The organism is Chitinophaga sancti (assembly GCF_034087045.1).
GTDB classification, from domain to species: domain Bacteria; phylum Bacteroidota; class Bacteroidia; order Chitinophagales; family Chitinophagaceae; genus Chitinophaga; species Chitinophaga sancti_B.
Genome location: NZ_CP139247.1, coordinates 3,876,176 through 3,903,066, shown reverse-complemented (window position 1 = coordinate 3,903,066; position 26,891 = coordinate 3,876,176). Strand labels below are relative to the sequence as shown.

At 44.4% G+C, this 26,891-nt stretch carries 26 protein-coding genes; 6 read left to right on the top strand and 20 right to left on the bottom strand.

Going from position 1 to position 26,891, the window contains the following annotated elements; all coding sequences use genetic code 11:
• Window positions 1–74 precede the first annotated feature (74 nt).
• Window positions 75–974, top strand: a complete 900-nt coding sequence (locus SIO70_RS16085; RefSeq protein ID WP_320581873.1) for a helix-turn-helix transcriptional regulator — start codon at window positions 75–77, stop codon at window positions 972–974.
• A 66-nt stretch (window positions 975–1,040) separates the two neighbouring features.
• Here the strand turns inward: SIO70_RS16085 and SIO70_RS16080 are convergent, their stop codons facing one another.
• The 8 genes from SIO70_RS16080 to SIO70_RS16045 form a co-directional block, all read right to left on the bottom strand.
• Window positions 1,041–2,423 carry an alginate export family protein gene (locus SIO70_RS16080; RefSeq protein WP_320581872.1) on the bottom strand — a complete coding sequence of 461 codons (1,383 nt, stop codon included), beginning with the start codon at window positions 2,421–2,423 and terminating at the stop codon, window positions 1,041–1,043.
• Window positions 2,424–2,601: 178 nt separating this feature from the next.
• The gene (locus SIO70_RS16075; RefSeq protein ID WP_320581871.1) at window positions 2,602–4,314 is read right to left on the bottom strand and encodes a discoidin domain-containing protein; all 1,713 of its coding nucleotides are present in this window, start codon (window positions 4,312–4,314) and stop codon (window positions 2,602–2,604) included.
• A gap of 103 nt (window positions 4,315–4,417) precedes the next feature.
• Complete coding sequence (locus SIO70_RS16070; protein ID WP_320581870.1) at window positions 4,418–6,883, bottom strand: WG repeat-containing protein; 2,466 nt, start codon at window positions 6,881–6,883, stop codon at window positions 4,418–4,420.
• 211 nt (window positions 6,884–7,094) lie between these two features.
• The gene (locus SIO70_RS16065; protein ID WP_320581869.1) at window positions 7,095–8,609 is read right to left on the bottom strand and encodes a family 43 glycosylhydrolase; all 1,515 of its coding nucleotides are present in this window, start codon (window positions 8,607–8,609) and stop codon (window positions 7,095–7,097) included.
• A gap of 226 nt (window positions 8,610–8,835) precedes the next feature.
• A complete protein-coding gene (locus SIO70_RS16060) occupies window positions 8,836–9,765 on the bottom strand; it encodes an ABC transporter permease (protein ID WP_320581868.1) in 930 nt (309 codons plus the stop codon).
• Window positions 9,766–9,778: 13 nt separating this feature from the next.
• Complete coding sequence (locus SIO70_RS16055; RefSeq protein WP_320581867.1) at window positions 9,779–10,792, bottom strand: ABC transporter ATP-binding protein; 1,014 nt, start codon at window positions 10,790–10,792, stop codon at window positions 9,779–9,781.
• 6 nt (window positions 10,793–10,798) lie between these two features.
• Entirely contained in the window at window positions 10,799–11,638 is an 840-nt protein-coding gene (locus SIO70_RS16050) for an NEW3 domain-containing protein (protein WP_320581866.1), read from the bottom strand.
• Window positions 11,639–11,774: 136 nt separating this feature from the next.
• A complete protein-coding gene (locus SIO70_RS16045) occupies window positions 11,775–12,122 on the bottom strand; it encodes a helix-turn-helix domain-containing protein (protein WP_320581865.1) in 348 nt (115 codons plus the stop codon).
• Between the two features lie 104 nt (window positions 12,123–12,226).
• Here SIO70_RS16045 and SIO70_RS16040 point away from each other — a divergent pair, with 104 nt between their 5' ends.
• The gene (locus SIO70_RS16040; protein WP_320581864.1) at window positions 12,227–13,231 is read left to right on the top strand and encodes an NAD(P)-dependent alcohol dehydrogenase; all 1,005 of its coding nucleotides are present in this window, start codon (window positions 12,227–12,229) and stop codon (window positions 13,229–13,231) included.
• Window positions 13,232–13,833: 602 nt separating this feature from the next.
• On the opposite strand, the gene SIO70_RS16035 is transcribed toward SIO70_RS16040, so the two are convergent.
• The 6 genes from SIO70_RS16035 to SIO70_RS16010 form a co-directional block, all read right to left on the bottom strand.
• The gene (locus SIO70_RS16035; protein ID WP_320581863.1) at window positions 13,834–14,811 is read right to left on the bottom strand and encodes a hypothetical protein; all 978 of its coding nucleotides are present in this window, start codon (window positions 14,809–14,811) and stop codon (window positions 13,834–13,836) included.
• A gap of 101 nt (window positions 14,812–14,912) precedes the next feature.
• The gene (locus tag SIO70_RS16030; protein WP_320581862.1) at window positions 14,913–15,233 is read right to left on the bottom strand and encodes an antibiotic biosynthesis monooxygenase; all 321 of its coding nucleotides are present in this window, start codon (window positions 15,231–15,233) and stop codon (window positions 14,913–14,915) included.
• A 146-nt stretch (window positions 15,234–15,379) separates the two neighbouring features.
• Window positions 15,380–15,910 carry a hypothetical protein gene (locus SIO70_RS16025; RefSeq protein WP_320581861.1) on the bottom strand — a complete coding sequence of 177 codons (531 nt, stop codon included), beginning with the start codon at window positions 15,908–15,910 and terminating at the stop codon, window positions 15,380–15,382.
• A gap of 1 nt (window position 15,911) precedes the next feature.
• Entirely contained in the window at window positions 15,912–16,685 is a 774-nt protein-coding gene (gene xth, locus SIO70_RS16020) for an exodeoxyribonuclease III (RefSeq protein ID WP_320581860.1), read from the bottom strand.
• Window positions 16,682–17,179 (bottom strand): FUSC family protein, encoded by a 498-nt coding sequence (locus SIO70_RS16015; protein WP_320581859.1) that lies wholly within the window; start codon window positions 17,177–17,179, stop codon window positions 16,682–16,684. The genes xth and SIO70_RS16015 overlap by 4 nt, the downstream gene beginning before the upstream one ends.
• A gap of 14 nt (window positions 17,180–17,193) precedes the next feature.
• Window positions 17,194–18,120, bottom strand: a complete 927-nt coding sequence (locus SIO70_RS16010) for an alpha/beta hydrolase (RefSeq protein WP_320581858.1) — start codon at window positions 18,118–18,120, stop codon at window positions 17,194–17,196.
• Between the two features lie 73 nt (window positions 18,121–18,193).
• Here SIO70_RS16010 and SIO70_RS16005 point away from each other — a divergent pair, with 73 nt between their 5' ends.
• Window positions 18,194–19,234 (top strand): metallophosphoesterase, encoded by a 1,041-nt coding sequence (locus SIO70_RS16005; protein WP_320581857.1) that lies wholly within the window; start codon window positions 18,194–18,196, stop codon window positions 19,232–19,234.
• On the opposite strand, the gene SIO70_RS16000 is transcribed toward SIO70_RS16005, so the two are convergent.
• Genes SIO70_RS16000 through SIO70_RS15990 form a run of 3 tightly spaced genes read right to left on the bottom strand, consistent with a single transcriptional unit; the run spans window position 19,181 to window position 21,232 of the window.
• The gene (locus tag SIO70_RS16000; RefSeq protein WP_320581856.1) at window positions 19,181–20,401 is read right to left on the bottom strand and encodes an RNA polymerase sigma factor; all 1,221 of its coding nucleotides are present in this window, start codon (window positions 20,399–20,401) and stop codon (window positions 19,181–19,183) included. The genes SIO70_RS16005 and SIO70_RS16000 overlap by 54 nt on opposite strands.
• Window positions 20,401–20,751, bottom strand: a complete 351-nt coding sequence (locus tag SIO70_RS15995) for a YciI family protein (RefSeq protein WP_320581855.1) — start codon at window positions 20,749–20,751, stop codon at window positions 20,401–20,403. The genes SIO70_RS16000 and SIO70_RS15995 overlap by 1 nt, the downstream gene beginning before the upstream one ends.
• 4 nt (window positions 20,752–20,755) lie before the next feature.
• A complete protein-coding gene (locus SIO70_RS15990) occupies window positions 20,756–21,232 on the bottom strand; it encodes a carboxymuconolactone decarboxylase family protein (protein WP_320581854.1) in 477 nt (158 codons plus the stop codon).
• Between the two features lie 95 nt (window positions 21,233–21,327).
• On the opposite strand from SIO70_RS15990, the gene SIO70_RS15985 reads away from it, so the two are divergent.
• Window positions 21,328–21,930: an outer membrane beta-barrel protein gene (locus SIO70_RS15985; RefSeq protein WP_320581853.1), complete on the top strand. Its 603-nt coding sequence runs from the start codon at window positions 21,328–21,330 to the stop codon at window positions 21,928–21,930.
• Here the strand turns inward: SIO70_RS15985 and SIO70_RS15980 are convergent.
• The 3 genes from SIO70_RS15980 to SIO70_RS15970 all read right to left on the bottom strand — a co-directional run bounded on the left by SIO70_RS15980 (window position 21,927) and on the right by SIO70_RS15970 (window position 25,189).
• On the bottom strand, window positions 21,927–23,084 hold the full coding sequence (locus SIO70_RS15980) for a sensor histidine kinase (protein ID WP_320581852.1): 1,158 nt from the start codon (window positions 23,082–23,084) through the stop codon (window positions 21,927–21,929). The two genes, SIO70_RS15985 and SIO70_RS15980, sit on opposite strands and share 4 nt — an antisense overlap.
• Before the next feature lie 270 nt (window positions 23,085–23,354).
• Window positions 23,355–24,086, bottom strand: a complete 732-nt coding sequence (locus SIO70_RS15975) for a LytTR family DNA-binding domain-containing protein (RefSeq protein WP_320581851.1) — start codon at window positions 24,084–24,086, stop codon at window positions 23,355–23,357.
• A 5-nt stretch (window positions 24,087–24,091) separates the two neighbouring features.
• Entirely contained in the window at window positions 24,092–25,189 is a 1,098-nt protein-coding gene (locus tag SIO70_RS15970) for a sensor histidine kinase (RefSeq protein ID WP_320581850.1), read from the bottom strand.
• Between the two features lie 205 nt (window positions 25,190–25,394).
• Here SIO70_RS15970 and SIO70_RS15965 point away from each other — a divergent pair, with 205 nt between their 5' ends.
• Both SIO70_RS15965 and SIO70_RS15960 read left to right on the top strand, forming a co-directional pair.
• Window positions 25,395–25,781: an HPF/RaiA family ribosome-associated protein gene (locus SIO70_RS15965; protein WP_083727027.1), complete on the top strand. Its 387-nt coding sequence runs from the start codon at window positions 25,395–25,397 to the stop codon at window positions 25,779–25,781.
• A 129-nt stretch (window positions 25,782–25,910) separates the two neighbouring features.
• Window positions 25,911–26,861, top strand: coding sequence for a YeiH family protein (locus tag SIO70_RS15960; RefSeq protein ID WP_320581849.1), 951 nt, complete (start codon window positions 25,911–25,913; stop codon window positions 26,859–26,861).
• Window positions 26,862–26,891: the final 30 nt, after the last annotated feature.

Sequence of the window (26,891 nt, the reverse complement as noted above, 5' to 3'; positions counted from 1 at the left end):
ATCAGTCCATCGACTGTCTGTGGTCAGAATGGAAGGCGCATGGGCCACTTAATTTTGAATTTCAAATGTATGCTATGCACGCGAACAGCATTCAGCACCATGAGTTCATTAATTACTCCGGGCTATATAGAGAAAAAAACACTCACAAAGAGAATTATATTTTTTGTGAAACAATTGAAAACAGAAGTAAGGATTTCAACTGGGAAGTAGACGCACATTTTCACAGTTCATTGTACCAGGTATTTTTTGTCGAAAGTGGGTACGCTACTTTTTATACTGCCGATGAGCAAATCTGTTTAGAAGCACCTTTTATGTGTTTCATTCCACCACTGAGTATTCACGGTTTTCATTTCGGTGCACATATAGATGGCCGTATTCTCACCTTCTCTGATTTTTATACGGAGACTCTGCATGAAAGATATCCGAATATTCTGCATGCGCTGGAAACCATCTTCGTGTTGAAAGGAGATGTATTGCCTCCATTCAGGGAATCATTCAATAAAATTCATACTGAATTCAATGAGTCTAAAGTAGGGAAAGAGATTATCCTGGAACACATGCTCTACTTATTAGTACTGCAATTCTATCGCTACTCCAACGAACAGCCTTCGCTCAAATCCGGGCACAATAACAATTTATATTATTTCAAGAAATTTCAGCATCTCATTAAGGTTTCCAAAAGTCCATTCACGAGTTTACAGGTGTATGCTGATCACCTGCACATTACCGCCAAACACCTGAACCGCATCTGCCGCTCCCTCAAACAAATGTCGGCACTGCAGGTGGTACAGGTGGAACTGATCCTAAAAGCAAAAGCACATTTGTATCATTTCAATTCCAATATTTCTGAGATTGCTTATGAATTGGGTTTTGATGATCCTTCTTATTTTACCAGGCTCTTTAAAAAACATACCGGGCTAACGCCCAATGAGTATCGCAAGCAAATTCCACTGGCCAGAATAGAACAGGATTGAGATCATTTTAAAAGCCGCTGCTTATCCCCTTCAGGATAAGCAGCGGCTTTTTGGGTAATGGTTAAATTAGAATCTGAATACACTATACAGGTGTGCGTACACCATGTTCTGGCTACTACCTGCCTGTTTTAAGTATTCTCCTTTGAAGGTTTCGTTCATATATGCACCAAATAGCAGGAATGGATTCAGCTGGTATTCTGCTTTCGCTACACAGCGTGTTCCTATTACACTGGAAGTACCAGCACTGGCGCTTCTGATTTGTATACCAGACATGGCATAGATACCATCTTCCCTGGAAGTACGCCACAGTTCCTGCACGGTAAAGTCAATGCTCAGTTTTGCTGTTGGCTTACAACCGAATATCGGACCTACTGCTGCGATGTTGGTATACCCCAGATCCGGCACCCAGCTCATACCTTTTGACCAGAGATAGTCATAGCTGTTACTCTTGTTGTCAGTTGAGTCTTTATCACCTGAAGCGATATCGATGCGGGTACCTACGAATGGTTTCCATTTTGCCTTAAAGGTATAGGCACTTTCTGTCGCCACATACCATGCATGGATCTGTTTTCCTGCATTGCTTTTACCTGTCTGACCTACCAGTTCTACATCGTAGTTCCAGCCTCCTTCTACACCACCGATGCGGGCGGACAAAGTATTTCTAGTGCCGTTGTACAGCGCATTGGCAGCACCTTTTTTATCGGTATAGATATACAGCAGTTCTGCCGTAGAATTTGGCAATACACCACCTAATTTAAGGGATACATGTGCAGCACCAAATTTCAGGTTCTTGTTGGAAGGGTCGTTGAAGTAACCGGCTTTGTCCTGTACTTCCTCCCCACCGATCACACCGAAATTCCACGCGCCCAATTTCACACCGATCCTACCTGCATCAAAAGAGTGACGGTTATTGGGTGGCTGTCTTACATCGAATAAACGTGCTTTGTTAAACAAGATCTCCTGGCGGCCAGCTCTGAAATATACTTTGCTGCCGGCGCCTAAGTTCACCGTATATTCAGCAAATGCCTGGTGGAGTTCGCCGGGGTTATAGTCTGTCAGAGAGGGATTATAATCCAGTTCGTAGGTAGTACCGGATTGTACTTCACCAAATACCCGGAGGTTAGTTAAAATATGGATATCAGCCCATAAGCGGGAGCGTTGTTGCCAGTCGAAGCCCTGGTCTTCATTGCCTTTACCATATTTTAAATGTTGTCTAAACTCCCCTCTGGGACGGATTTCACCACCGATAGTAATGTATCCGTTTTTCCATAGAGGAATGTATTTCAGTTTTGCCCATAGTCCGGTTCTTAGCTCCTTATTCGAGAGATAGCGGTAATCTTCTTCATAATTCAGTGGTAAGAATTTCGGAGCAGGCCGTTTTTTGATGGTATCCTGCGCATAGATGAGTAGTGGAAAAAACGCGAGGATACACAAGAAGGCTCGTTTCATCTTCAATTGTGTTGTTTAACAGTGCAAAGATGAAAATCAGATGGTTTTTCAGCTGGTAATAAACGGCGTATTAATAGGATAATCGGTCCAAAATCGTTAGCCACCTTTTATGTATGATTGAAGGCGGGTGAGGAGCTGAGATTTATCATTTTTAATGGGATTTCATAAGTTAGAATGATTATTCGACCTTCAGCACCCTGGTCTTGTCCGATACCCCATTTTCATTAATGGCTTCTATTGTAAAATAATAAATCTTCTCCGTATCCAGTGTTTTTAACCAGTATTCATTTGCATTGTACACCATGATATTTGTATACAACTTACCAGGTGCGGTACCATAGTAAATATTATAGGCATAAGCATCCGTGGCTGGCTTCCATTTTACCCATGCACTCCGCTTATCTTTTTCTGTACGCAGCACGATAAGGTTTTCCGGTTGAACGGGTTTGCGGCCTGATGCATTTCCAAATACCCGCAAACCACTGATGGCAAACTTCCCGGTTGGCATATGTACATTTTCCAGCCTGATATACCTGGCTTTTAAAGGCGTTGCGAATGCGACATAATCATGCGGCACATCCGTTTTATTTTTGCTTTTATCGATTAATGACACCCATTTCTTTCCATCTAATGAATACATCAATTTATACTGGTGATAAATATCCGTTTGCTTGCCTAAGAAAGTGGCATCCTGGTCTGCATAGTTTACCTGCACGGCATGTACTTCAGACACATTGCCCAAATCAGATTGTATCCACTCTCCTGCATCGCCACTGGCGGCACTCCAATAGGTTTTAATATCCTCATCTACCGCATTGTTGGCAGTATAACGTCCTAATGTAGACGATACCGTTACCGGCTTGTTATAATTCAACAACATCCACCCGGTAAAATCACCATTTGTATAATGCGGGTAATCGCCAAAGGCTGTATTACAATACATCATATCATCCTGGTCAAATCCTGCCGGCCAGATGCCGATCCTGCGTTCAAAATTATTCTTCACACTGATGCCCATTGTGCTCACATGCCAATATGCACCTTTGTTATCTGTAAATGTAGCGCCATGCCCTGCACCTCTTGCAAAGCCACCAGCTTTGAATGACAATGGATCTGATTGTGGTGTGAAGTGATTCCCTAATGGTGCAGGGCCTACTATCACACCATCTGCATACCCGCTCATTTCTGTACCCGGTGCGCCATATTGCAGGTAATATTTACCATGGTATTTCGTCATCCAGGCACCTTCAATAAACGGATCCAGGAAGGTATTATCCATATGCTCTCCAAACCGCTGCCAGCCATATCTCCAGGGTTCCAGCAAATACATTTCCTGTCTGGTTCCGACCGGTTTAAAACTCGTACGATCCAGCTCCACGCCATATAATGGATACCGGTTACTACTCCCGTTATACATATACAAACGGCCATCATCATCCGTAAAGAATGCGGGATCCCAACCTCCAATTTCAAAAGAATCTACCAATGGTTTCCAGGCATTCTCCTTCGGCGAGGTGCTCATCCATAAAGTAAAGTTCCGTGTATAGGTTGACCCAAATACAATCATCGTATCTCCCACTACACCCACTGCCGGCGCACATAATTCATCGTATCCTGCATTCCAGGGGCGCAGAAACCGCCTGGATACAAAGGTCCAGTTCACCCTATCTTCGCTATACCAATAGCCCCATTGGTTCGTCGAAAACAAATAATAGGTTCCTTTGTAATTCACTATGACAGGGTCTGCTGTGGCCCTATGTTTTCCCCATTCCGCAAAGTCGGGAATAGGTGTATAGCCATAGTCAATATTGATTGGATTGCAATAAGTGGTGTGCTGTGCATGGCTCACCATGCTGATGAATAAGCAGATGGAAAGGAGTATCTTTTTCATAACAGATCAAAGGTAAAAAGAAAAGGGAGTGTATCATACTTTTGATACACTCCCTTTTATGCTGTTACGGTTGCCATTTAAACGCCTCAGGCGCTCATTCTTTTTATTGTGGCTCTTTATCTCCGCCTGGCAACGGTGGCGCCGGCACGACCGGGGGATCTATTATCGGTAATTCTCCCCAATCCAATATCCTCATATCTACATAAGCTGCTACCTTCACACCGATCGATTTGCCATGTTCGTTTATATACATCCAGTTATCATCATTACCTTCTCTCGCCATTACCGGAAAACTAAATGATACCTTGCCATCATACCCTGCCATTTCATTCAGCATGATATCTACATATTGGGGTTTCAATATTTCATTGCCATTCGTATCCAGGATACCGAACTTATCTCCCTGTTGTACCAGGTAACCCTTGCCATGTTTTTCTGGAGAGATATTATCGTAGTTCACCGGCAATATAATCCTGCCATTTAACCCTGCCAGACCTCTTCTGCCATCGTTTTTCATCAGCACCAGCGTCTCTGCATCTTCCTCTCCAAAGAAAGCTTCTTCTGAAAATCGCTGCACAATCTGCTGCGGTAAATCATAAATAACCGGTACGATTTCCCTGCCTGTTGAATCTACATAGCCGTATTTGTAAATGCGATTCGCCGTATCCAGGCATTGATACACTGCTGCTACCCCTTTGTGGAAATTAGAAATATAATCATACTTAGGCTGGATCACGAAATCTCCTTTCGGATCGATATAACCAAACTTTTTGTTCTTCATGATACTCGCACGGTGATTTACAAAATACCCCAGGTATTCAGGATAACCACCTTTTGAATAAGCGCCTTCTACCCGCTGCTTTTTCTCTATATCATAGATGAAACTCTTACCATGCTCCCATACCAGCAAAAAATGGCCTTCATATGCCACAAACGCGGTATCCCATGGCAGTTTTGTCAGCTCATGTGTACGGTTGTTCAATACTTCTACTTTTGATGTATCCTTCGCCTTTAAATAGGAATATACGGTGTCAAAAGGAATGATGTCTTTATATTTCACCGGACAAAGCAGCTTGCCTGAAATATCATACAATCCATTTAACCCGTTTTTGCTCACCTGCAGGATGGAGCTGTCTGTATAGTTGGAAATGTAATCGTACACGAGCGGAATGATCACTTTCTGTTGTTTGATATCAAACACACCCATTTTATCTTTCAGGGTCACTTTTACCAGCAGGTCATTCCCGGTTATGTAATGAAGATCTGTGTAATCGTAGATAGGTGGTACAATCGTTTTCCCTTCTTTGTCGATATATCCATATTTGTCACCTACCCCGATTGTGAGGTAATGTGAATCACCATAATAACTGAGGGTCGTGTATTTAGGAGGTACCAGTTTGCCGCTGGCAGGGTTATAAAAACCCATTAACTTACCCTGTACAATCGAGATCATCCTCGTCCCATCTTCCAGGGCCATTGTTTTAAAATGGCTGTATTGTGTTAAGATCTGTTTCCCGGTTTTGTCAAATGCAACGCCTTTCCCGTTTTTTTCTCCTAAAAATACAGCTCCATTACACTGTGGTTCCACCCAATAATCATAAGCCAGTGGAATGATGATCTTACCTGTACTATCTGCCACCCCATATTTTTCATTACGGACGATGCCCACTACCCCGCTGCTGTCACCGAAATTGTTAATGTCGTCATATACATGGTCAAGGATCAATTTGCCCTGTGCATTCACCAACCCCCATTTGCCATTTCTACGCTGCCCGGTATAGTTGCCCAGCTGTGTATCCAGACTTGACAGATCCTCTGTTGGCAGACATTCGCAGGTATCTATTTCTACTTTCTTTGTTCTGAGATTGATGCTGTACTTCCGGCCATCCTTATAGAGGGATTCTATCCATTCATCACTCCGCATATTGATATGCTCGTGATCGTATTCAAAGGGCACTAATATCTCGTTGTTGAAACTCATCACCCCCCATTTGCCATCTTTTTGGGCAAATACGTAATCACCTTTGGTGTTGCAACCATAACAGTAATCTATATCCTCGTAAGTATAAGGTACGGTCAATTGATCCGTTTCCTTATTGTATACGCCCCATTTCCCGTTTTCCTTTACGGCAAACCAGGCGCTGTCCAGTTGATTACTATCTTCAAACCGGAAGGGGAGTATAAACCCTTTGGAGGTATACAAACTTACTTTATTGTCTTTTTTCACCATCCATTGTTCTACGGATTGCGTGTCAATGGTATCATATTCGGGTGGCAATATCCATTTGCCTAACACCGTCATCACCCCCTGTTTGCCTTTTAAGCCTACCTGCAGAATGTCTTGTGGCAGGTAAACGGTGTCGATGTCGACCCAGCCTTCTGAGAGACTTCTATCATTATAAATGGTGTCAAAAGCTATTTTGCCAGTGCTGTCGATATAAATAGATTGTCCCTGGTCTATTACCCTGGCAAATCCCTGCACAAAGAGGGAGCCGCCTTCGTATTTTTGCTGTGCCCTAATGCTTCCGGTAAGGAGTAACAAACAGCTGGCTAGTAATCGGTATTTCATATAAAGAATTTGTAGGCACAAATGTCCGGGAGCAAGGGTATCTTTCCAAATAACCATGGTCACAGGAGGACTACAAGCGCGACTACAAAACGACTACAGGATTTATAAATAACTATTAATCAACTAAAAAGACATTAGTTATTAAAGGACGATCTTTTTTATTAAAAGGAAAGCCTGCCGGTATTGGCAGGCTTTCCTTAAATCCATCACTTTATGGTATGATCTGCCACAACTCCGCGTCATACTGATTCTCATACCACTGTTCCAGTTTCGTACCCGGGGTCTGGTTACTATACGGCACATTTAGCGCCAGCAAACTCCTTTGATTGATGAGTTTATAATATCCACCCCCCATATCCTGCACTCTCCAATGTTGCGCCGCATTCCCATTGTCCGTCCACTGTATCAGGATATTCCCCGCAGCTGTAGACGCACCTGCATTATCCAGGTTCAACCCTGACGCCACATTCGTAATCGTGTAATACCCATTACCCAATGAGGTAAATACCCACTTTTGTGCATTCGTTCCGTTATCCGTATACTCCTGGATTTGTAAACCAGCCGTAGAAGCGGCATTCGGTACATCCACACACTGTGAAGTCACTTTTGATTTGATCCGGTAAGTGCCATTCGCAATGGGCATTGCATAACCAGGTCCAATTGAAGGCGCCGGTACCGGTATTCCCTTTTCTATCGGGTACCCAAAGAAAGGCTCATCTCCTATCCAGCTAAACTGCTGCGCCATTACCCTTCTATCCCATCCACTGCCATCACTGTTTGCCGCATGGTATACAATCCAGTTCTGGATATTATCCGGTGACTTCACAAAAGAAGCATGACCGGGACCATACACATTTCCGAACCTGGAAAATACAGCCGTTGAATTTTTTGTCCAGGAAGCTTTGGACAACAGGTTCCCGTTTGTACAGGTGATCCGTCCCAAACAATAATCGTTCGTCCAGCTGCCACTGGCAGAATAAATAATGTGCACCGTGTTGCCGCTGATCAGGGAAGTAGGGCCTTCATTTACCGTAGGTGTACCTACCTGCTCCCATGAATAATCTGGTCTGGAGATTTCAACCCTGTCCCCATCGATGGTATAAGGGTTACTCATCTTCGCGATGTAGAGGTACTGGGATACGTTCGTCGTACCTTCCCATCCTGACCATACAAAATACAACTGACTGTTGTACACAAACGGATGTCCGTCTATCGCCCAACGATCAGTAGTAGCATTCAGCTTCGTCTTGAAACTGTAAGTACCGTTCAGTGGATTGCTGGCATCCGTGCCACCTTCCAGTACATACATACGGTGATTGGCATTCGTACCATCATCTGCAGCAAAGTACACATACCATTTGCCATTCAGGTAATGCAGCTCAGGCGCCCACAGCTCCCCGCTATATCCCGTACCGGATGGTGGTGTGAAAATGTAAGTCTTTGTCTGCTGTAAAAGGTTTTCAAGTGTAGCCGACTTTGTAATCCATAAACGCCCGCCGTCGGAACCACAATAATAAAAATACCCGCCAATGTTAATCACCCATGGATCGTAATAACTACCGTTGTCGAGTGATGGTAAAGGATTTGTAAAGATGACCGAAGTGCTGGCGGCGGTGACAGCTTTAAACGTGGAGGAACCTGATAGTCTTTGCTCAGATTCTGGCTTTGTACAGCCGTGCAGGAGTGTGAGCACGGTGAGGCCAAGTAGCAGAAGGGTTCTTTTCATGCCGGTTAATTTTGAGAGATAAATGAATAATAGGTATTCAAATGAAATATACAATTAAAAAAAATGCTTCTATCCTATAGACAGAAGCATTTTTTTTAATTATAACAGGTTGGAAATCAGTATGAGGTTATAGAACAGTCGAAGAAGCATCGAAGAAGCGTCGAACAACAGTCGAACAACGGTCGAACAAAGCTTATAGAAGGTTGATGCAAGACAATGACAACCATTAAGTTCTGATCTCTCTTCTCATAAATAACCAGTAAGACAGGGCAAAGCAGGCCACGGTAGCCGCTATCAACCCACTCACCTGCGGCCAGGTGATCAACAGGCTCTCTCTCAATGGCAAGGGTGATGGCACCGCCATCGCCATCTGCTCCATCGACAAAGGTCCCATACTCCTTACCACCGGCATTAACAACGTTGTCGTTCCATCTGCATACATCTGGCTCGGTATCACAAGCAGGAAGTTGTGCCTGATCTGGTTGTAGATCACCATTTGCTCCGGACTCAGAGTATTCGGATCAGGTAAGATTCCTTTTAGGATAATCTGTACCAGGATAGGATAAAACACCGTAAAAAACAACCAGATGGCAATCGCCGTCAATGCCGAAGTAGCCGATTGTTTAAACTTCACTGATAATAATATGGAGAGGTTTAGCCAGAACGCCACATAAATTACACTCAATACCACAAAGCAAAGTATGCGCACAAACTCAGCGCCTTCTATATGTACACCGGTGATCAGCATACCCCCGCCTACCATCAGCATGTTCAGTGAAAAGAACAGGATACTCACTACGATCAGTGATCCGGTGAACTTCGCATTCAACAACGAATCCCTGTATACAGGTTGCGCCATCAACCGGATCAGCGTACCATTGCTCTGCTCAGCATTGATCGCATCAAAGCCTAAAGCAATGCCCAGCAAAGGCCCTAAGAACCCGATGAATACATGAAACGGTGGTAATGACCGGTCTGTTGTGGTCAGTAATTTCAGGTAAAAATACACGGTATCCTGCTCCCGTACATTCTCCATCGCCGCCCTGATATTGGACAGCGATACATACATCGATCCTATCCAGGTGAGCAGGATCAACAGGGCCATAATGATGAACCGCCAGCTATGCACCTGGTCAGCCACCTCCTTCTTTACCATGACCCAAAAAGGACTAACGCTTTTTGAACCTGCCAAGGAATGACCTTTGGAATAAGCCAGTAGACTTTTCATTTTGTACCTCGTTTTCCTTTAAATTATTTTCAAAATAACGTTGATAAATTTCATCCAGACCATACGTCCGTTTTTGCACGCCGGTTACATCATATCCCTTATGTACAAAGTATCGTACAATGTCAGGGGTATTGTCTGCCTGCCCGGAAATCTCCACCGCTGCATCCACGATGTTTACTTTCGTAACACCCGGCAATTGCAGTAGGTCCTGTTCCGACAAGCCTGCTGCGTTTTGCAGCGTAACCTGTACTACGTGTGGATCAGCTTTGAACAGGTTAGCCGCCAGTGTTTCCACACTTCCGTCGGCTAACAGGTGTCCGCCTACGAAAATGCCCACTCTGCTGCAAACCTGCTGTACCTGGTGCAGGTGATGAGAAGATAAGAGAATGGTGATGCCCTGCTCCTGGTTCAGTCTCCTGATCAGTTCCAGGAAATCTTTTACACCTGCTGGATCAATTCCCAAAGTAGGTTCATCGAGAATGATCACTTCCGGGCGTTTGATCAATACATCTGCCAGTCCCAGTCGCTGTTTCATACCACGGGAAAAGGTGCCGGCTTTCTTGTGAATAGCGGCTTCCAGGCCTACGGAAATGAGCATTTCACGGGCAGCAGCTTCCACTTCATCTTCAGGAATGTCATTCAGTCTGCCGATGTATTTCAGGTTTTCCAGTGCAGAGAGTTCGTTGTAAAAACCAACGTTGTCCGGCATGTAACCCACCTTTCGTTTTACAGGAATGGGATGGCGGGAAGCATTCAATCCGCAGATGTGAGCGGTACCAGCTGTAGGCTCTGTAAGCCCCAGCAGCATTAATATAGTGGTCGATTTTCCGGCGCCATTAGGTCCCAGCAGTCCGAAGATCTCTCCCTGCTGAATGGTGAGGTTGAGATTATCGACGGCTTTCAAAGACCCATAGGTTTTGGATAACCCATGTATCTCTATAATTGGTTGTTCCATAATGTACTATCGCCTGCCATATTTACGGATAAGGAAATAAACAGCGCCCAGGGCGATCAGAATAATGACCAGACCCAGCCAGCCTGTCAATACAGAAGTCTTGACGGTGATACGAAAATCTGCTTTCGCATTGGCATTGTTATTCCTTACGGTAACGTTGGTCATGTAGTCGCCGGCCAGTGTTTTGTCTGGCACCTGCAGGGTCGCTACGATAGTGGTGTCGGCACCGGCTTCCAGGTGGAGGACCTTAGCAGGCGCAAAGGTGAGTTGCCATTGAGACGGATTCTGTGCAGAGAGATCCAGGTTGTCCAGGGCGATGGTGCCGGTATTTTTAATGACCAGTTGCAGTTCTTTTGTACTGCCTTCCGTTACATCTTCACTCAGTTTACCGCTTGGGGTGGTCAGGCTTACGCCATAGGTACCTTTGATCACCGCTTCCAGGTTCAGTTTCAGGGAATCTGAGCCGACCAGTGCGGTAACAGGGATTTCGTATTTACCTGGTTTGGTATCCAGTGTAGGAACGATTTCGATGGTAATATCTGCGGTTCTGTTGGAATCAATGTTTACAGAAGTCACCGACATTCCTTCTACCTTAAAATTCGCGTTCCATCCGGGAGGCAATCCTGCAAAGAGCTGGAATACCCTGGATACGGGTGCTACGTTTTTTAATTTGGTATTGTAGTTAAACGTGGTGTTGGCTGCGGCCTCGATGTTCATTAATCTGGCAGTGAACGGTGGAGAAGATTTGTTGACTGCCTGTGCCCAGACCTGGTTGCTGAATAATAATACGAATAAATACAGACTGCGCGTCATCCGGCGCTGATGCTTTGTTGTAGTAGCTGACATTGCCAATTCGAGATTAATAAATAATAAATTATATACTGGTTGAAATAATTGTTATTTACTTACCTATTAAAATGAAACGGCTGCCAATTTAGTAAACTCACAACATTTAAATGTAAAAAAATTGTGAAAATTTGAATCAGGCAGTCCGCTTATTTTCCAGGTGCGGCTGATACTTTCTACCCCATTGCTCCATCATCAAAACGACAGGTAACAGCTCATTTCCGAAGTCGGTCAGGTAGTATTCCGTACGCAGCGGCACTTCGGCATATACGTTCTTAGCGACAATTTCGTGGTCTTCCAGCTCTTTCAGCTGCTGACTGATCACCCGTTTGCTGGCGCCATTGATCATTTTGAGCAGTTCACTGGGCCGTTTTGGACCATGCTGCAGGTAACAGATGATAAACGGCTTCCATTTTCCGCCCATTACTTCCATCGTCACTTCCAGCGAACAATTATATAAACGGGGGATTTTCCTTGTATACATGTTTCAGACCTTAAAAGGTGATTAAATTATCACCTGGTGATTAAATTCCCGGTACTTGACTTTCGTTCTGTACGGTTTCAACTTTGCAATACAAAAATAAGGATATGCAAAACAGAATCGTACAGTTAGACAAAACTGGAATTGAAGCACTCAAGGTAGGCACTACAAGTATCCCCCAACCGGCAGCGCATGAAGTGGTGGTGAATATAAAAGCAGTGTCGCTGAATTTTCTGGACCTCATGATCGTGAAGGGTGACTTCCCGACCGGACTTCCTTTCCCATATACACCTGGTTGCGATGGAGCGGGAATAGTAACAGCAGTGGGCGAAAAGGTGAGTGAATGGCAGGTGGGTGACAGGGTAGCGCTGACCTATGTACAGAATTTCCTTTCAGGGGATGGGATTCCATTAAAAGATGCGGTACGTATTGGCTGGCAGATACAAGGAGTGATGGCGGATTATGTAACGGTGCCTGATTATGGCCTGGTAAAACTCCCCGATTCCCTCTCCTTTGAGGAGGCGGCAACCATGCCGGTAGCAGGGGTGACAGCATGGGAAGGGCTGATCAATATTGCCAAAATACAATTAGGCCAAACAGTGTTGGTACAGGGCACCGGTGGGGTATCGATGTTTGCCTTGCAGATAGCCCGTCAGGCAGGAGCCAGGGTGATAGCCACGACCAGTTCTGATGCGAAAGCTATGAGGTTAAAAGAATTAGGTGCAGATGCAGTGATCAATTACATCACACATCCGCAGTGGCAGGAGGAGGTGTTACGACTTACAGGAGGGCTCGGGGCAGATGTGACCCTGGATGTAGGCGGTAAGGATACGATCCGGCAATCATTGCAGGCGGTGAAGGTGAATGGACTGGTATGTACTGCCGGTGGGCTGACAGGGTCTGCGATTACACTGGATGTGTATGGAGATCTGAACTTGAATTTTAAGCGGATCGCAGGGTTTGCGGTGGGTAGCAGGGAGAGTTTTAAGGGGTTGTTGAAAGCGGGGATCAGGCCAGTGATTGATAAGGTATTTCCTGTTGAAGAGGTGCAAACGGCATTCAGGGAACTGGAAAGCGGTGGGCATTTTGGTAAACTGGTGGTGAGTTTTTAAATAAGAGATTTCAAAAAAAGGGATTTTCTGGAAAAAGGTTTTCTGGAAAGGGATTTTCTGGAAAGAGTGCTTTTTGAATAAAGGCTTTCTGAAAGGGCTTAAAAGAAAGATGGAGGAAGCTTTCGCTCCCTCCTCTTTAGCATTCCCCCAAAAAGTCAGCATTAATTATGTAAGGCTTTAGCTTCGTCGTTTGTCTTCTGAGGAACAATCCCCGGAGTCCTAAAGAACCCCGGAGTGTTCCAATTGGAAAAAGGTTTGATTATTTCTCATTCTCTGTATAGTATAATGCGAAATGGATGCCAATTGGCCAATAACAATGCAACTAATTGAAATTCAATGTATTTTAATTATTAAATAGGAAGGATTCCTTCCATAATCTGGAAATTTTTCCCTGCTGTAGAGGAAACAATATAATCTTGAAGACTATTTTCTGTGATTTAATAACTAAATGCCAATGCCGATTGCTACGCAATCGGCATTGGCATTTAGGCGCTGGCCTTTTAAATTGCCTGCAGCAGGCAATTTAAAAGGCCAGTAGTTAATTTAAAGCCATGCGGCCAGTTTATAGGACATGCTGCTAGTTTATAGGCCATGTTGCCAGCTTAAAGACCTGTTGATAATGCCCCTTTTATCTGCGCCAAAAACTCTTTTACTGATCTTGCCGTACCGGATGATGGGTCTACCACCGCACAATTATTCTTTACAAAATTCTTCACATCCGCCATCTGCCAGATACATGCACCACTCATCTCAGGATAGTCTTTTTTAAACCTGATCATCTCTCCCTTTATCTCCTCCACCGTCTTACTATTATGCGATGTGCCACAGGTACTGAACGATCCTCTGCACATAAATATCGGATATACCGGCTGTACTGGATTCATCGCATTCTTCCATAACCCGGGATTCGCATTCCTCCCTCCATCATAACATTGCAAATAAATCGCGTCCACTACCTTCGGATCTGTATTCTTCAACACAGTACTCCAAAACTCATTCACCCTGAACGGACACAACGTCATATGCATGTTTAATCTCGCCGCTATCTTACCCATCTCTATGATAGAATGACTATCATACACGGATTCATCATCTATACAAAATGCATCGGCACCCACCACTTCTTTCAACACTTTACAAATGGTAAACAATGTACTGTTATCACCCACTCCTGTCACCACACCCGGTACCTGTTTAGTTGAATCTACCCAATCTCTCATAAAATCAAACGTATTCGGTGGCTGATTGTACCATCTTCCTTCCAGCAGGATCTCAATCCTCGCCCCCTTCTTTAACGCTGCGACCCTTCTCAGGTAAGCCGTATCCCCTACCCACTTTCCATCATGGATCACGGGATGCTGATTATCATCCCCGGAATACAGATCTCCATCTCCATGAATATAAAAGCTGGATAACAACACGGTATTAAAACCCGCCTCCTGCAATAATGCATAGGTAGAATCATCCCCAGGATACATCCCCCTTCCGAAAATACTTAGATTTTTTGCAGGCAAAGGCGCCTGCGCAGCACAAAATAACGAACTTACCGTTAGATAAGAAAGCAGCAATAAGACCCTCATAGTATAGTAAATATTTATAAAGTCAAATGTCGGAACTTAATTCAAGCCTTTCAGACCACTCATACTGCTATACGACTAGCCATCAACGTTCATAAAATATATTATTCTTTATCAAAACCATAATCTCTTTCTACCAGGCAAATCCTCGTCTTATACTGCTCATACCATTTCTCCCGCCCCAGCTGCTGCGCAATCAGGTGATCCGCCTGTTGCTTCCAGTTACGGATTGCTTCAAGGCTCTCCCAATAAGAAACGGTAATGCCCACTCCATCGCGTGCAGGCTCCACGCCCAAATATCCTGGCTGTGCCTGCGCCAGTTCCACCATCAGGGTAGCAGTGTCTTTGTAACCTTCTTCTACCTCCGTTCTGAGTGATGTAAATATAACTGCGTAATAGGGTGGTGTGGGTGTACGGGCTATCATGTATAATTTAAATTATTCTTCCGGTAAGGTATTCAAATATCTTCGGCTAACTATATATCACTAAAAGTGCAACGAATCAAAAGGTAAAGCAGGGTCCTGGGGCCGGCTTGACTAAATTTATAATGATACACTTCCCAAATAGCATTTTAACCTTCTTTAACTTCCTCAGCTTCCAGCAACTCCGCCAGAAATCGCTTCGTCTTCTTCGCCTCCAACTTATAAGGAATTGTAAATAGTAAACAACCAAATACAAACATCCCAAAAGGTATTAACATCACAGGCTCAAACCCATCATTGATAGATGCTCCCAAAACCGCCACACAACCTACCAATACCATGAACAACCAGACGCCTGAAAATATCATGACGGCCAGATGAGGACTACTTTTCACCTTTATCTCCGTCTGCCCAAGAAAATTACTCATCTCCCCTTTGGTAACCGGCAGAAAAGAATTCTTGTAGTTAATGACTCTCGCTATTTCAAAACGAGGGCCTACTACCACACCTACATAAGGCTTGTCCGTCATATTCTTTTTTAGCCCATAACGTTGTACCAACAAGCTAAAAGGTTTCTTTGGGGGAGCCACATTGGCTTCCAGTCTCCGCCTCACTTCCCCCTCATTCAATCTGGTAGTCAGGGTATAACGATCGTACGGTAATAAGGATTTAATATTCATATTAGTCTGTTATTGTAATCCATACCGGACAGTGGTCGCTTGTCTTCTCCCATCCCCTCACTTCCTTATCCACGCCGCCGGCTATCAATCGTTTTTCTACATCCGGACTTACCAAAAAATGATCTATTCTTAAACCCGCATTTCTACCATACGCATTACGGAAATAATCGTAAAAGGTATAGATGGTTTCTTCCGGGTATAATTTCCGTAATGCATCTGTCCACCCCTGCGACTTCAGTAGCTCAAACGCTTCACGGGTTTGTGGCAAAAAGAGCGCATCAGTGACCCAGCTGGCAGGTTTATATACATCTTTCTCCGTAGGGATCACATTGTAATCACCGAGTATAATCACTGGTTTACCACTGTCCATCAATTCCTGTGCATGTGCATGCAGCCGCTTGAACCATCCTAACTTATAATCATACTTTGGTCCCGGAGCCGGGTTTCCATTTGGCAGATACAAACATGCAATGGTGATACCATTTACAACAGCTTCTATATACCGGCTATGCAGATCTTCAGGATCACCGGGCAACACTCTTCTTACTTCTTCAGGTTTGCCGATGCGAGACAGGATTGCCACCCCATTCCAGCTCTTTTGTCCGTGCCAGATGGCGGTATATCCTGCTTCGAGGATCGCTGCTTCCGGAAACTTTTCCTGTGGCGCTTTCAGTTCCTGCAAGCACACCACATCCGGCGTTGTTTCTGTCAACCAGCGGAGTAATACTGCCAGGTGGCCATTCACCCCATTCACATTATAAGTAGCTATTTTCATTTTCCTATTTTTCGTATCACTTTTTTAGAACGGATAATGACTGTATGAAAGATCCAGGTAATGAGCATCCCGATCACACAACCTGCCAATACCCCGCCTCCCCGCTCCAATGCCACATCCCAGAAGTATTTACCCGGTTCATGCATGGTGATGATCAATACGGCAATTGCCGCCGATCGGGTAGCAGGCTGTAATTTCAGTAATTCACAAGCGATGATGGAAAGGGTGACTCCTATACACATCATCAACAGATTTACCGGGTGGATAAAGAAGATCGTCAATCCAATGGTAGCCCCTACCAGGTTCGCCTTGATACGGGTTTTAGCCAGTGTCATCGCATCTTTCCTGTCTGGCGCCAATACCAGAATAATAGAGATCAGGGCCCAGGCACCGATGGTAGGATAAACGCGGTACAGGTAAAATCCAATCGCCGTGCCTGCTAAACATTCCAGGATGTAGAGTAATAAATTCCGTTGACGCTGCGTAATCTCCATATCACCAAAGGTAACTAATATGATAAAAACACCAGCATGCCACCCAGGAAATGCACCTGCTGGTCATTGTATAAATAATGCGCCGCATCCCGAAAATAAAGGACATGATTAACACCTATCACGGCCTTTAGTGCATCTATCTGCCCGGGTGAATACAATCCATCATCCATGCCATACATAGCAAACACAGGCACTCCCTGCTTCACTATTTTCGCGAGGACAGGCAGGTTATTGATGGTAGAATATTTTTCATGTTTCCAAAACTCATTGGCGGGGGTATCATTGTTCAGGTTTGCATAATGCTGGTACAAGGTGTCCGCATCCAGTTGTTTATAAATCGCCTGTGCAGCCGGGGTTCTGTTCGGTGTGGCAAAGAAACCGTTTTTAGAAGCCTGTTTAAAACACCCTCTCCTGAATTCAATGGAACTACGATCCAGTTTTTCTAACGCGGTCAGGTCTTTTAAACCTGCTGTATTATTATTGGAAGTATATATCTTTTTACAGGAGGCAATAATTGTTTTATATGTCTCCTGCAAATCGACCAGCGCACTCACCAGCACCAATGCCCGCACCTGTGCCGGATATTTTGCCGCATAACCTGTAGCTACAATCCCTCCAAAACTAAACCCGATCAGGGTCGCTCTTTTCACATTGTATTGTTTATACAGGTTATTCAGGTCATCATAAGATTGCTGAAAAGTATACGCTGCCTTCGCATCCACAGAACGACCTTCTCCCCTCCGGTCGTAAGTGATCACATAAAAACCCTGTGCTGCGAGTTTTGCGGCGGTAGTAGTTTCAAAATTAATAGCATTACTGCCCGGGCCTCCATGCATAAAAATAACAGCGGGGTTGTGGGCATCTCCAAATGCATGGGATACAATGGTTTGGGCCTTTGCACCCAATGTACAGCATAACAATAGTAAAGTTACAAATCTCATTCCCTGTAAAAAGTTGTACTGCAAAATAAGAAATACGCAGAAAGACTACGCTATTCGCAAATAATATTGTGACATGAAAAGAACAATAGTTGTGGGGGATATCCACGGCTGCTACCATGAGCTGTTGACCCTACTGGAAAAAACCGGCCTCCGGGACGAAGATCTGCTGATCTCAGTGGGCGACCTCGTAGACCGTGGCAACACATCCAAAGAAGTATGGCAGTACTTTATGGATCGCCCTAATACCATTACACTCATGGGTAACCATGAACGAAAACACCTGCAAGGCATTCACAATTACGCACAGGAAATTGTGAAAGTACAGATGGGTGAGCAATATCCTCATTTCCTGGCCTGGGCCATGAAATTGCCTTATTATTTTGAAACAGACGATGCGATCATCGTACATGCAGCTATGGAACATGGCCTGCCCCTGCATGCGCAAAGACAGGATGTACTGAGTGGCACGACTGCCGGTGAGAGATACCTGAAGAAAAAATATGCTGGTCACTCCAATCATCATACCGGCGTTACACCCTCCGTATACTGGACAGATCATTACACCGGTACGAAACCTGTCATCTATGGTCACTCCGTCACCGGCAATCTCCCCCGCATCGTCAACAATACCTACGGCATCGATACCGGCGCCTGTCATGGTGGTTACCTCACCGCCATCGAGCTGCCCCGTTTTATCATCCACCAGGTAAAAGTTGAAACAGATCACTGGAAAGAACAACAGGCGCAATGGCAAATACCTGTGCTGGAAAGTAAAGACTGGGATAACATGGAAATAAGCGCTATTCAAAAAGAACTGGATAAACTGGCGTACAAAGAATCGCCAGCAGTAAAGGAATATCTGGATCACAAACAATCTTATTTAACAGACCTCGATGCTTCGCTGGCGAAACTCAAAGAACAACTTGACCTTTTCGCTATTGCACACAGCGACCGTCTGCATGAATACCCTTTTAAAACCTTCCTGTACAAAAGCAGGTCGGGTAATTTGAGCGTAGCAGACCTGAGAAAGTCGCTGCATACACCGGCTAAAATAAAACAGCTACAGCATCTGCTTTCTGATAGCCTCCTTGTCAGCCGCAGTGACAGCCAGTGACAAGGCTTTCCGGAAATGCACCATGGCCTGTGTACGATCCAGGGGTGTATACAAATGCCCTAACAAAGCATAATAAAAATGATTATCCTGCAATGGTAACAATGTAGCAGCTTCTATCGCTGCTGCATTGCCCATAACCTTCGCCAATGCGAAGATCCTGTTCAGCGCAGCAATGGGAGAAGGCTCCATCAATACCAGCTGATCGTATAAATGTAATATCTGCTCCCATTTCTCCCTGCTATCTTCCTTGTGGGTATGCCAGTAAGCAATGCCTGCTTCTAAATGATATTTGGTCAGTACATGGCCCGTTGCACCCTGGTTCAAATAATACGTTCCTCTTGCAATCAGCTCCTGGTCCCACAAGTTCGTATCCTGGTCCTCATATAAGATCATCTCTCCCTGCTGATCTGCTCTTGCTTCGAACCGCGACGCATGAAAACACATCAGTGACAACAATGCATGTACCGGGGGCACAGCGGTGGGCGCATGCGAAGCCAGTAAATAAGTGAGCCGCATCGCCTCCAGGCAAAGGTCTTTCCGTAAGATCGTATCCTGCGAGGTAGAGTAATACCCTTCGCTGAATAACAGGTATAATGTAGTCAACACCGTATCCAAACGGTCACGCACAGCTTCGGCAGAAGGAGCGGTGATAGCAATATGATCTGCTTTCAGCTTGTCTTTGGCCCTTTGCAGCCTTTTGTAAATGACATCTTTATTGGTGAGAAACGCATCCGCTATCTCCTGTGCGCCAAAGCCACACAACAGGTTCAATGCCAGCGCTACCTGCGATTCCTCGGGAATACCCGGATTACAAACTGTGAAAATCATTGCCAGCTGACTATCATGAATACTTTGATCTGACAGATCAATATCCATTTCTGTTATATCCTGACTTGCGTTCCTGATCTCCGGACTTATCTTCTTTGCAAATAACGCATCTCTTTTTATATGGTTCAGCGTCTTGCGTTTGGCCACGGTATACAGCCATGCCACAGGGTTTGGAGGAAGCCCCTGCTCACTCCACAATTCTGTGGCAGAGAGGAAAGTATCACTCACAATGTCTTCAGCCGTTTCAATGTGTGCAATACCAAAAAGCTGACAGAGTACAGCAATGATCTTCCTGTACTCTGTCCTGAATAAATATGGGAGCAACTCCTGATCTTCCATTACACTTCTTTGGAGAGCATACGTACTTCCACAGATCCGTTCCAGGGGGCATCTAAAACCGGGCAGTCCTTCCCGATCTCAGTAGCAGCCGCCAGATCTATCGCCTTGATGATCACAAATCCACCAATGGATTCCTTGATATCCGGATAAGGTCCGTCCGTAACGATCTTACCCGCTTTGATCACAGCCCCTTCGGGCCTGAGGCGGTTGCCATGACTCACCAGGGCCCCGGCGGCATCCAGTTTACCCAGCCATTCCTGCCAGGGCTTGATACTCGCCTGTAATGCGGATGGAGAAGGTTGTGCCTCTTTGGAATTGTCTTTTCTGAAGATCAATAAGAACTCATTCATAGCATTAATTTTTTGCGGCGAACTGCCCGACTTTATAAGAGCCTACCGGCATGGGTGAACCAAATGCGATGTTCAAACGGTTGTAACTATTGATCGCCACAATAGCAATGGCCAGGTCTACCAGTTCTCCTTCTGAAAACTGTGCAGCAGCGGCATTATATACTTCATCAGATACATTGCCTGTGCTCACTTTGGTGAGGGCTTCTGCAAAAGCCAGGGCCGCCCGCTCTCTGTCTGAATAAAAAGGGGCTTCTCTCCATGCATCCATTAAATACAGACGATGTTCTTCTTCACCCATAGCACGCAGTTCTTTTGTATGCATATCCAGACAGAAGGCGCAACTGTTAATTTGCGATACCCGAAAATAAATCAATTCTAATAAAGATTTGTCTAGAGGAGATTTTGCCAGATAAGGGGCAAAACCGCTTAAAGCTTGCAGGGCATTGTTGGCTACCTGAAAATAGTTCAGTCTTTTTTTCATGATTTTGAGATTTTGCCCTTATAACAACCGGGGGTTTCTGAATTGGACAAAACCAATAGATATTTATTTTATACATTTGTAAATCAATAGATCCTATGAAAAAAAGTCTTCTTATATCCCTTTTCTGCGTAACCGCTTTTTTAACCTGCCATTCCCAACATTTTACCAATGGATTAGGAATAAGCATATTACATGACGAAACTAATTATTCTGGCAACAATCCTTACATTGGAATTGCCTACACACCGGGAGTAACATTCCTGGAAACCCGGAAATATGCTTTATCCATTACGGCACCTTTACGGGTGGGTTATGCATCAACTTATTTCTCCCAGAATTCAAATGATACAATAGTGATAGACGATTGGCAAAGCGTGATCGTACAACTGCCAGTACTATTCAACTTTGCCTATGGTGCGGGTTCATCCCAGAAAGCACCTGCCCGGTTCGGCTTTTTTGGGGGTGTTGGCTATGGTGTACAGCTGCGTTATTATCATGAAGTTTACCAGTTCAACGAAACCAAAAGTATTGGTACCAGTTCACCCTTCTCTACCGGTGCTGCGTTCAGTGCAGGTATCAGGTTGGCAGTAGGCAGAACATACAGAAGGAAAAACATAGAATTAGGTGCAGGTTATCTGTTGGGTATAACGGGTGAAGATCATAACATCATCAGTTACCATGTCCTCTTTAATTTCTAATTCTTCAAAGGTAATAATAGTGTGAAGGTCGTTCCTACTCCCGGTGTGGAATTTACCTCGATATCACCACCGTGATTGCGGACGATCTTCCTGCAATAAGCCAGTCCTACGCCGGATTGTATATGTGCAAAGAGGTCGAATATCTTCTCCATTTCCTGTTTTTCAATCCCCTTTCCATTATCTGCCACCCTGATTGCTATATAGCGTTTTTTCAGTACCACTTCCTCTCCGCTGATGTCAATTTGCAAAGGCCGCTCATGGGCTGCAAACTTCACTGCGTTGTGGATCAGCTGGTAAAATAGTTGTTCAATCTGGGCATTAATCCCTGAAATTACAGGAAGTGGCCCCACAGTCACAGCCTCCTGGACAGATAGTTGTGTACAAACATCATGGACCACCTTGTCCAGGTCCACGGATTCATACAGGATCTTGCTATCATTCAAACCGGAATATTCTGACAGGTCACGGATCATCATAGATATCCGCTGCGCATTGTTATTAATCCGCACAGCATATTCCTTTGCTTTTTCTGCCTTATTGGTATCCACAGCATCAATCAGGATATCACTGAATAAACGGAGCTTGCGCAAAGGTTCCTGCAAATTATGATGGGAAATAAACTGGTATTGCTTGTTCTCTTCGATACTTTCATTGAGTTGTTTGCTCATTTCAAGCATGGTTTCCTGGCTTTGCAAATGAAATGCCAGCAGCTCTGCATAGAGCTGGAACATATTGACGATCTTAGGTTCTATTAATTTTGCCGGGCGTGGATCGATTGCACAGAGGGTACCGAAAAACTCACCGTTTTTCAGCATGATAGGTACTGAAATATAACTTTGTATGCCATACATTCTAGGGGTATGGTGATTGCAATACAAGGCATCTTCTGCTACATGGTCTATCACCACGGCCTTTCCGCTATCCCTGATTTCGTCACAGATGGTAGTGCCCACTTCCAGTTCACCACCGGGTACCAGGCCGAAATTAATTTCATCTCTTACTCCACAGGCTATCCATCTATCCTTTGTCACACGGGCAATTGCAGAAAACCCCATACCGGTTGTACGGCAAATCACTTCCAACAGGGATGGTACGATAGCAATCTGTTGTACTTTCTCAATGTCGCTTGCAAAACTCTCAATTATTTCAGGCATGCATCTAAGTTAAGTCGCTTCTTATTACCAAACAACATGCCTGATGCAATGTTCGGTTCGGCTGTATCTCTTTTTATGATTCATTAGCAGAAACTGGTATATCTGGAAAAAGCCCTGTCAGTAAGGCTATAGAGGGTTCCGGAATGTGCAGATCTGAATGCATGTCATAAAGATTTGTCTTATTGATCCGGTTTTAGAATGGGTCATTCACGGCGGTCATGGAGTCATGTTTGCACCTTTTCAATCCATCGTGGTAATCGTGCTACCAGTTTACGAAAAACGGATCTTATCCCACAATTTATTTGACACCACCTGTTCAATCACCTGTTCCCTGTAATTTCGGCTGATGGGGATCCTGTGTTGCTGAATAAAGATCTCATTCCCTTCTATCGCCTCAATTTTATCAATGGCTACAATGTAAGATTTGTGCACCCTGATAAAGGCATTGCTATCAAGATTTTGTTCCAGGTTTTTCAGGTAGAGTAAAGTTACATATTTCCCTTTTACAGTATAAATGGTAATATAGTTCTGCATACCTTCCACATACAAAATATCCTCAAAATGGATCTTTTCATACTTGCTGCCGCACTTGATAAAGCAGTAATCTGTTGCAGCCTCCGCCTTCTGTACAGCGGGCCTGTTCACCAGCTGATGGTATTCCCTTGCCTTGCTTACCGCCTTAAAAAAACGGTCAAAAGTGATAGGTTTTAGCAGGTAGTCCATCACATTCAGCTGAAATCCTTCCAGCGCATAGCTAGGATAGGCCGTTGTGATAATCACCATAGGTGGTTTCCGGATGATCTTCAGGAAATCGATGCCATTCATCTTTGGCATCTGGATATCCAGGAAAATGAGGTCTACGGGATACTGATCCATCAGTTTCATGAGCGCTACCGGGTTTTCGCAGGTATCGATCAGGTGCAGAAAATCGATTTCCTTCACATAGTCCGCCATCCCTTCGCGGGCCAGGGGTTCATCATCTATGATTACACAGTTTATCATCGTTTTCAGGCTATTTTATGCATGATGGGCATACTTTGCAATATGGACAATTGTAAATTAAGTAATATGGTAAAAGTGGTGCTATTGCTATTTACGGTCAGGTTATACTGACCGGGATACATCAGGTCCAGCCGGCGCCGTACATTTTTCAATCCAATACCTCCGTAGTGCACTACTTCTTCACTGTCAGCACCGGATACGCTGTTTGCCACGGCCAATTGCAGTTCCTGACCGTTTATCTGCAACTCAATCTGTACCCAGTTTTGCTGATCAGTATGCTTTGATACATGCTTAAAGGCATTCTCTACGAAGGTCATCAATATAAACGGGGCAATGCCCAGCCTGGCATCGTATTGTGCCGGCAGCTGGATATCGACCTCTACATTGGCGTTCTGCCGCAGTCTTTCCAGTTCTATTCCATTTTCAAGGTAAGCAATTTCTTTATTCAGCAGGATCTGCTTATCGTTACATTCATACAACTGGTGCCTGAGCAGGTCAGAGAATTTGGCCAGTGAGGCAGAGGCCATGTCCGGGTTCTTATGGATCAGGAAGAAAATGGAATTGATGGTATTGAAGAGAAAATGGGGGTTAAACTGGTACTTGAGGTAATTCAGTTCGGTTTCCAGTTTCTCTTTTTCCAGTAACTGTTCTCTTCGCCTGGTTTGCAGCCAGCTTCTACCCAGTTTGATGCTCATGGCCAGGGTCATAGCAGCAATAGCGCTGGGCAGGGAGTTGGCCAATATAATGCTCAGGAAACTATCTGTATGAAAGAGCTCCTTCACAGTCGTACCTGCCAGCGAAGCAGTTAGGTAATACCCCGGTACAATACAACAAGCTGTTAACAACGTAGTCGCTACCAGCAGGATGACATAGGTCGTATATTTTCCCTTTTCAAAATACTTAGGCAATAGAAAATACAAATTGAAATACACTGCCAATATTTCCCAGAATACATAGGTAAAATACTTTGGAAACATGGTGGTGGTAAATATGATGGTCGCTGCTTTGATGGGGTTCCCCACGGCCACTGTCCACCATATAAACTGGTAGAGCATCCAGAAGGGGATGTGGTAAAGTTTGTATTTGTAGAACCAGTTACGCATCTATCTGAAGTTACGCAAAAGGTGGGTTATTTCCCGACGCCGTTACATGAATGACATGAAATAATTGACGAACTGCATCTCCTGCATTTTGTAGATTGCCATTCACCTGCGAACAGAATTTTTATAGCGCACTAACCGGCATCAGTTGGTTGCCTGATTTCATCTGGCACAATTCCTGTAGTTACTTCAGTAAAAATATTGAACTATGGATATTATTATTCAATCCCTCGGATTTAAAGCTAGTAATGCACTTGAGTCATATATCCGTGAAAAGCTGAACACGTTAAAAACAGACAAAATCGTACGTGCAAACGTTACATTATATAAAGGGCCGGATAGTACGCCTGAAAATAATTATTGTGAAATCAGGCTGGAAGTACCCGGTCAGGATCATTTTGTAAAGAAAGTGAGTCCTCACTTTGAACCTGCTGTGAATGAGTGTGTAGATGTGCTACAAGCACAGATAGTGAAGGTCAGGGGTAGAAAAGAGGATGGCAACAGGCACCAGGATAAGTCAAATATCCAGGATGTGCTGCTGCAGGAGGACAGTGATAACAATGAAGATGTAGAATTGGAAGATGTAGTGAAATAGTGTTTTTTTTAAGTAGAAAGGGGTGATAAAAAGGATCTTTTTATCGCCCCTTTTGCATAACTTAAAGTTATAACCCATTACCATTTTCGATTTTCATTTGCCATTGCTTCGCCGGACATTTGTGAGCAAATGAAAACAATTAACAAAACATTTTTAGACCGGACAGTTAGTCTTACAACAAGGGAAGTCATCTTTCTGCTGGCATTCGTATTTTGCCTTACACCGCTCATCACGCCGCCGGTGGCTTTATTGATGGGGTTAATCATTGCCCAGTTTGTCGGGCATCCATATTTACATTTAAATCATAAGGCGACCCATTTGTTATTGCAGATCTCAGTAGTAGGATTGGGATTTGGGATGAATGTAACGAGTGCGCTGCATGCGGGGAGTCAGGGGTTATGGTTTACCGTAGCGTCTATTATGGGTACATTGGTATTCGGAACGCTGCTTGGAAAATTGTTAAAAATTGATAAAAAGATAGCTTACCTGATATCTGCGGGTACGGCGATTTGCGGTGGGAGTGCGATAGCAGCGATTTCTCCTGTAATCAAAGCTGAAGAAAAACAGATATCCGTGGCACTGGGCACGATCTTTATCTTAAACTCTTTTGCGCTTTTTCTTTTTCCTTTTGTTGGCCATTTGTTAAATCTTACGCAGACACAGTTTGGGCTGTGGAGTGCGATTGCGATACATGATACCAGTTCTGTAGTAGGGGCTGCCAGTAAGTATGGAACAACCGCCCTGCAGGTGGCGACTACGGTGAAGCTGGCGAGGGCGTTATGGATCATTCCGCTTTCTCTGCTGAGTTCTGTTGATAAGAAGAAGGTAAAGGTGCCTTTATTTATAGGGTTCTTTATCGTGGCGATGGTGTTGAATACGTATATACCTATTGTACAGGAATATGGTCATTATGTGGTAGATATTGCTAAGGCAGGATTGACGCTGACATTGTTTCTGATCGGGTGTGGATTGAATGCAAAGGTGTTGAGGGCAGTGGGGATCAGGCCGTTTGTGCAGGGAGTTGTGTTGTGGGTGTTGATTGCAGGGGCGGCGTTGTGGTCAATTGTTAGTTTTGTTTAAATAACGCGCAGGTGAGTTTCCTGCGCGTTA

Bases quoted from the DNA above. Each gene is read 5' to 3' on its own strand.
- SIO70_RS15990 (WP_320581854.1), bottom strand. From the start codon at position 21,232: ATGAAAAAAAGACTGAACTATTTTCAGGTAGCCAACAATGCCCTGCAA.
- SIO70_RS16075 (WP_320581871.1), bottom strand. From the start codon at position 4,314: ATGAAAAAGATACTCCTTTCCATCTGCTTATTCATCAGCATGGTGAGC.
- SIO70_RS16040 (WP_320581864.1), top strand. From the start codon at position 12,227: ATGCAAAACAGAATCGTACAGTTAGACAAAACTGGAATTGAAGCACTC.
- xth (WP_320581860.1), bottom strand. From the start codon at position 16,685: ATGAAAATAGCTACTTATAATGTGAATGGGGTGAATGGCCACCTGGCA.
- SIO70_RS16005 (WP_320581857.1), top strand. From the start codon at position 18,194: ATGAAAAGAACAATAGTTGTGGGGGATATCCACGGCTGCTACCATGAG.
- SIO70_RS15985 (WP_320581853.1), top strand. From the start codon at position 21,328: ATGAAAAAAAGTCTTCTTATATCCCTTTTCTGCGTAACCGCTTTTTTA.
- SIO70_RS15960 (WP_320581849.1), top strand. From the start codon at position 25,911: ATGAAAACAATTAACAAAACATTTTTAGACCGGACAGTTAGTCTTACA.
- SIO70_RS16080 (WP_320581872.1), bottom strand. From the start codon at position 2,423: ATGAAACGAGCCTTCTTGTGTATCCTCGCGTTTTTTCCACTACTCATC.
- SIO70_RS16000 (WP_320581856.1), bottom strand. From the start codon at position 20,401: ATGGAAGATCAGGAGTTGCTCCCATATTTATTCAGGACAGAGTACAGG.
- SIO70_RS16050 (WP_320581866.1), bottom strand. From the start codon at position 11,638: ATGTCAGCTACTACAACAAAGCATCAGCGCCGGATGACGCGCAGTCTG.
- SIO70_RS16010 (WP_320581858.1), bottom strand. From the start codon at position 18,120: ATGAGATTTGTAACTTTACTATTGTTATGCTGTACATTGGGTGCAAAG.
- SIO70_RS16055 (WP_320581867.1), bottom strand. From the start codon at position 10,792: ATGGAACAACCAATTATAGAGATACATGGGTTATCCAAAACCTATGGG.
- SIO70_RS15980 (WP_320581852.1), bottom strand. From the start codon at position 23,084: ATGCCTGAAATAATTGAGAGTTTTGCAAGCGACATTGAGAAAGTACAA.
- SIO70_RS16025 (WP_320581861.1), bottom strand. From the start codon at position 15,910: ATGAATATTAAATCCTTATTACCGTACGATCGTTATACCCTGACTACC.
- SIO70_RS16065 (WP_320581869.1), bottom strand. From the start codon at position 8,609: ATGAAAAGAACCCTTCTGCTACTTGGCCTCACCGTGCTCACACTCCTG.
- SIO70_RS16060 (WP_320581868.1), bottom strand. From the start codon at position 9,765: ATGGTAAAGAAGGAGGTGGCTGACCAGGTGCATAGCTGGCGGTTCATC.
- SIO70_RS16030 (WP_320581862.1), bottom strand. From the start codon at position 15,233: ATGATAGCCCGTACACCCACACCACCCTATTACGCAGTTATATTTACA.
- SIO70_RS15965 (WP_083727027.1), top strand. From the start codon at position 25,395: ATGGATATTATTATTCAATCCCTCGGATTTAAAGCTAGTAATGCACTT.
- SIO70_RS16015 (WP_320581859.1), bottom strand. From the start codon at position 17,179: ATGGAGATTACGCAGCGTCAACGGAATTTATTACTCTACATCCTGGAA.
- SIO70_RS16045 (WP_320581865.1), bottom strand. From the start codon at position 12,122: ATGTATACAAGGAAAATCCCCCGTTTATATAATTGTTCGCTGGAAGTG.
- SIO70_RS15970 (WP_320581850.1), bottom strand. From the start codon at position 25,189: ATGCGTAACTGGTTCTACAAATACAAACTTTACCACATCCCCTTCTGG.
- SIO70_RS16070 (WP_320581870.1), bottom strand. From the start codon at position 6,883: ATGAAATACCGATTACTAGCCAGCTGTTTGTTACTCCTTACCGGAAGC.
- SIO70_RS15995 (WP_320581855.1), bottom strand. From the start codon at position 20,751: ATGAATGAGTTCTTATTGATCTTCAGAAAAGACAATTCCAAAGAGGCA.
- SIO70_RS16035 (WP_320581863.1), bottom strand. From the start codon at position 14,811: ATGAGGGTCTTATTGCTGCTTTCTTATCTAACGGTAAGTTCGTTATTT.
- SIO70_RS16085 (WP_320581873.1), top strand. From the start codon at position 75: ATGCACGCGAACAGCATTCAGCACCATGAGTTCATTAATTACTCCGGG.
- SIO70_RS15975 (WP_320581851.1), bottom strand. From the start codon at position 24,086: ATGATAAACTGTGTAATCATAGATGATGAACCCCTGGCCCGCGAAGGG.